The 4563-nt window shown below is 71.6% G+C and carries 4 protein-coding genes and 1 tRNA gene; 2 read left to right on the top strand and 3 right to left on the bottom strand.

Annotated features, from left to right (window positions below; genetic code table 11):
* Positions 1-55: 55 nt before the first annotated feature.
* From ACJA3G_RS30905 to ACJA3G_RS30895, 3 genes are all read right to left on the bottom strand, one after another.
* Positions 56-787 carry an NDP-sugar synthase gene (locus tag ACJA3G_RS30905; protein ID WP_406556341.1) on the bottom strand — a complete coding sequence of 244 codons (732 nt, stop codon included), beginning with the start codon at positions 785-787 and terminating at the stop codon, positions 56-58.
* A gap of 52 nt (positions 788-839) precedes the next feature.
* The gene (locus ACJA3G_RS30900; RefSeq protein ID WP_406556340.1) at positions 840-1250 is read right to left on the bottom strand and encodes a hypothetical protein; all 411 of its coding nucleotides are present in this window, start codon (positions 1248-1250) and stop codon (positions 840-842) included.
* A 224-nt stretch (positions 1251-1474) separates the two neighbouring features.
* The gene (locus tag ACJA3G_RS30895; RefSeq protein WP_406556339.1) at positions 1475-2620 is read right to left on the bottom strand and encodes an ABC transporter ATP-binding protein; all 1146 of its coding nucleotides are present in this window, start codon (positions 2618-2620) and stop codon (positions 1475-1477) included.
* Between the two features lie 229 nt (positions 2621-2849).
* Between ACJA3G_RS30895 and ACJA3G_RS30890 the strand changes: the two genes are divergently transcribed.
* Both ACJA3G_RS30890 and ACJA3G_RS30885 read left to right on the top strand, forming a co-directional pair.
* Positions 2850-2926: transfer RNA gene (locus ACJA3G_RS30890), tRNA-Thr, on the top strand.
* A 92-nt stretch (positions 2927-3018) separates the two neighbouring features.
* Positions 3019-4563 (top strand): restriction endonuclease (locus ACJA3G_RS30885; RefSeq protein ID WP_406556338.1); only part of this gene is annotated, 1545 nt, incomplete at its 3' end.

Genomic DNA, 4563 nt, shown 5'->3' with positions numbered 1-4563 from the left:
TTCCCCACCCCCGGAGGGTTAAGGGAAGGGGCGGGGTGGGGCAAAACAACAGACCTCAGTGGCGCGCCGCCGCCAGTTCCTTTGCCGCCTCCGTCAAGTCCTTCGCCGTGTCGATCGCCCGCCAGTACGCCCCGTGCGGCAGCGGAAAACCGGCCAGGCGGCGCTCGCGGGCCAGGCGCGGGAACGTGGTGCGTTCGTGGTCGCCCCGGTCGGGGAGCAGCCCCGTGAAGGCGGACGAGAACACGTACACGCCCGCGTTGATCAGATACGGCGACGGCGGGGACTCGATGAAGTCCGTGATGTGGCCGAAGGCGTCCGTCTCGACCGCGCCCCACGGGATACGGGGACGGGCCAGCGCCAGCGTGGCCGTCGCGTCGCGCTCCCCGTGGAAGGAAGCCATCTCGCGCAGCGAGAACCGCGTCCAGATGTCACCGTTCGTGGCGTACCACGGCTGGTCGCCGTGCGGCAGGTGCGCCGCCGCGTACTTGAGGCCGCCCCCGCGCCCCAGCGGCTCGCTCTCGACCACCGTCGTGACGCGCAGCGGAAGGTCCGCCGAGTCCAGCCACTCCTGGAGCACGCCGGCGAGATGGCCGCAGGAGATCACGGCGTCGGTGACGCCCTCCGCCGCGAGCCAGGCAAGCTGATGGCCGATGATCGGGGTCCCGGTGCCCGGGATCTCGACCATCGGCTTGGGGCGGTCGTCGGTGTACGGACGCAGTCGTGAGCCCTGGCCGCCCGCCAGGACCACGGCCTGCGTCGGGAAGGTCGAAGTCGTGCTCGCAGTCATGCGGTGAACCCTATGCCGTGAACCGGATGCGGTACGGCCGGGCTGCCCGCGCTCAGGACTCCTGGGCCACGCCCGAGGCGAAGGACGTGTCGCAGACCGGGCGCGCGTACGACTGGGCCTTGGCGGGGCCGTACTGCTCCACGGCGGCCCGGCCCAGCGCACGCGCGATCGACATGCAGTGCTTGGCGAGCGAGGGGCGCTGCTCCACCTCGCGCTGGAGGTGGGTGAGGGCGGTCCCGGGGCCCTTCTCCTGGAGCTCGACGAGGAGCGCGTCGCGCAGGAGGTCCTGCGGGGCGCGTGGCTTCGCGCGTACGGAGACGTCCTGGGAGGAGGCGGTCAGCAGCTGCGAGTCGCTGGTCCCGGCCCAGTTGACCCGGGTGACCGCGAGCGTCCCGGAGAGGACGAGGACGACGGGCAGGACGAGAGCTAGGGTGCGGCCGATTCGGCGGGCTGTGTGCGTCACGGAGGCGAGCGTAGCGGGGGGTAATGATTTGGCGACATTTAGTCACCCGGTCGGGGGATGGTTCGAGGCGGCGTTTCGAATCCCGTGTTGACGAACGCTGTTCGAAATGGCCGGTCTGCCGGGGTATTTGTCGACAGGTGACAGCGGGCGGGCCGGGCCGCGGGCAGGGAAAAGCCCCGCACCCCGGTAGGTGGGTGCGGGGCCGGCTGACGTGCCGCCGTACGTCAGTCGCTGAGGCGCTCGCCCGTCGAGGTCGAGAAGACATGCGTCTCGCCGGGCCGCGGGACCACGTGGAGCTGGGAGCCCTTCTCCGGGACCGAGCGGCCGTTCACCCGGACCACGAGGTCCTTCTGCTCGCCGCCGACCTCGGCCGTGCCGTACACGTAACCGTCGGCGCCGAGCTCCTCCACCACGTTCACCGTGACCGCGAGGCCCGCGGGCTCGGCGTCGGACTCCTTGGAGAGGGACGCCACGGACGAGGCAGCGGCGCCGCCCAGCTCCACGATGTCGAAGTGCTCGGGCCGGACGCCGACCGTCACCGTGCGGTCGCCCCTGTCGGCCGCCGCGGACAGCGCCTCGCGGCTGACGGGGACCACGCTGTTGCCGAACTTCACACCGCCGTCGGTGATCGGGACCTCGACCAGGTTCATCGCGGGCGAGCCGATGAAGCCGGCGACGAAGAGGTTGGCCGGGCGGTCGTACATGTTGCGCGGCGAGTCGACCTGCTGGAGCAGACCGTCCTTGAGGACCGCCACGCGGTCGCCCATGGTCATGGCCTCGACCTGGTCGTGGGTGACGTACACCGTGGTGATGCCCAGGCGCCGCTGGAGCGAGGCGATCTGCGTACGGGTGGAGACGCGGAGTTTGGCGTCGAGGTTGGACAGCGGCTCGTCCATGAGGAAGACCTGCGGCTCGCGCACGATGGCGCGGCCCATGGCGACGCGCTGGCGCTGACCACCGGAGAGGGCCTTGGGCTTGCGGTCCAGGTACTCGGTGAGGTCGAGGATCTTCGCCGCCTCCTCGACCTTCTTACGGATGTCCGCCTTGTTGACTCCGGCGATCTTGAGCGCGAAGCCCATGTTGTCGGCGACCGTCATGTGCGGGTAGAGCGCGTAGTTCTGGAACACCATGGCGATGTCCCGGTCCTTGGGCGGGAGATGGGTGACATCGCGGTCACCGATGCGGATGGCTCCGCCGTTGACGTCCTCCAGGCCCGCGAGCATCCGCAGGGAGGTGGACTTGCCGCAGCCCGAGGGGCCGACGAGGACGAGGAACTCGCCGTCCTCGATCTCGATCTCGAGCCCGTCGACCGCGGGCTTGGTGGAGCCCGGGTAGATCCGGGTCGCCTTGTCGAACGTGACAGTGGCCATGGGAGACCTGTCCCTTCACCGGCAGGAACGTGCCGGACGATCCGAGTAGAGGGAGAAGTGGTGTAGTCCACCTGAGTGGGCTGCACGAGACGCTACCCGGCGCTGTCGGATCTGTCAGCAGGTGCGGGAGGGGAACTTCGTGGAGGCCCCGATCGTGCTCTGTGTAGAGTGAGGGAGCCCTCGCCGCGAGGTGGGGGCGCCTCGCGTGCGCGGGCCCGGCGCACGTGCTGCCGCCTTAGCTCAGTTGGCTAGAGCGCTTGACTTGTAATCTTGAGGTCGTCGGTTCGATTCCGACAGGCGGCTCCACCGAAACACCGCGTCACACCGTGTCCCGGACCTTTCTGGTCCGGGACAATCGTGTCTCCAGGGGTGTGTGGGAAAGGGGCCGGGGGAGCCGTATGAGTCGTCGTTCCAGTGGGCTGGCCGGGGTGTGGGCAGAGGCGCAGCGCCAGCAGCAGCGCCAGCGGGAGGCCCAGCACCGGGCGGCGGTCCAGCAGCAGCGGCTGATGGACCGCCGGCAGCGCGAGTACGAGAGGGACGCCGCGCGGGTCCACCGCGAACAGCGGGCCGCCTACCGCCAGAGCCGGGAGGCGGACGCCCGGCAGCGCACACAGGAGCTGGACGCGCGCGTGGACGCGCTGACCGGACTGCTGGCGGCGGGGTGCGCACAGCCCCCGTTCCGTACGGCTGCGCTGCTGCGCGAGGAGAGCGTCGAGCCGTTCTCCCCGGGGCCGCTGGCGCAGCCGGTGCCGATGCCGGACCCGGCGCGCTACGAGGCCCGCGGCGGCTGGACGGGCCGCCGCGCCCAGCAGGAGGCCCAGGCCGCCTACCGGCGGGACTGGGACGCGGCGCAGCTCGCCGAGACCGAGCGCCGCCGCCGACTCGCCGACCACCGCGAGCGGTACGAGTCCTGGGCGCGGGAGCGGCTCGCGGAGGTCCGGGGCCACAACGCGGGCGTGGCCGACCTGGTGGCCGGTCTGGGCGCGGGCGAGCCGGACGCGGTCGTCGAGTACTTCTCCGCGGCCCTGTACGCGGCCTCCGCCTGGCCCGAGGGCTTCCCGCGGCAGCTGTCCTGCGCGTACGACCGGGGCGCCCGTCAGCTGGTGCTGGACTGGGAGCTGCCCGCCTTCGACATCGTCCCCGCCGCCAAGTCCGTACGGTACGTGGCCAGTACGGACGAGGAGCGCGAGTCGGCACGTCCGCTGACCCAGCGGCGGGCGCTGTACCGGGACGCGCTGGCGCAGAGCGTGCTGCTGGTGGTGCGGGACCTGTTCGCGGCGGACGAGTACGGCGTACTGGACGCGGTGGCGCTCAACGGTTTCGTGGACGACGTGGACCCGGCGACCGGCCGCCGCGCGGAGATCGTGCTGGCCTCCGTGATGGTGGACCGGGCGACCTTCCAGGGCCTGGACCTGACGCAGGTGAGCGCGGTGGACTGCCTGGTGGAGGCGGTGCGCGGCCGGCTGTCGGCCCGCCCCGACCAGCGGGCGGCGGTGGCCGCGGTGCGCCGGCCGGGGGAGATCGGCACGGGGGTGCTCACCCATGGCGCGGACTCCGACGAGGATCCGGACCTGTTCGTGATGGACCCGATCGTGTTCGAGTCGCTGGTGGCGGAGTTGTTCCGGGCGCGCGGGATGGACGCGGTGACCACCCAGCGCTCCAACGACGGCGGCGTGGACGTGGAGGCGGTGGACCCCGACCCGATCAGCGGCGGCCGGATCATCGTCCAGGTCAAGCGCTACCGCAACACGGTCCCGCCCACCGCGGTCCGCGATCTGTACGGCACGGTCCAGGCGGCCGGCGCCAACAAGGGCGTCCTGGTGACGACTTCGGGCTTCGGCCCCGGCTCGTACGCCTTCGCGCAGGGCAAGCCGCTGACGCTGGTGTCGGGGGCGGAGCTGGTGGACCTGCTGCACGCGTGCGGGCTGCGGGGGAGGCTGGGG

This window comes from Streptomyces sp. YS-3 (genome assembly GCF_045257485.1).
Taxonomy (GTDB): domain Bacteria; phylum Actinomycetota; class Actinomycetes; order Streptomycetales; family Streptomycetaceae; genus Streptomyces.
The sequence above is the reverse complement of the archived record's forward strand: the minus strand, read 5'-3'. Positions and strand labels throughout refer to the sequence as shown.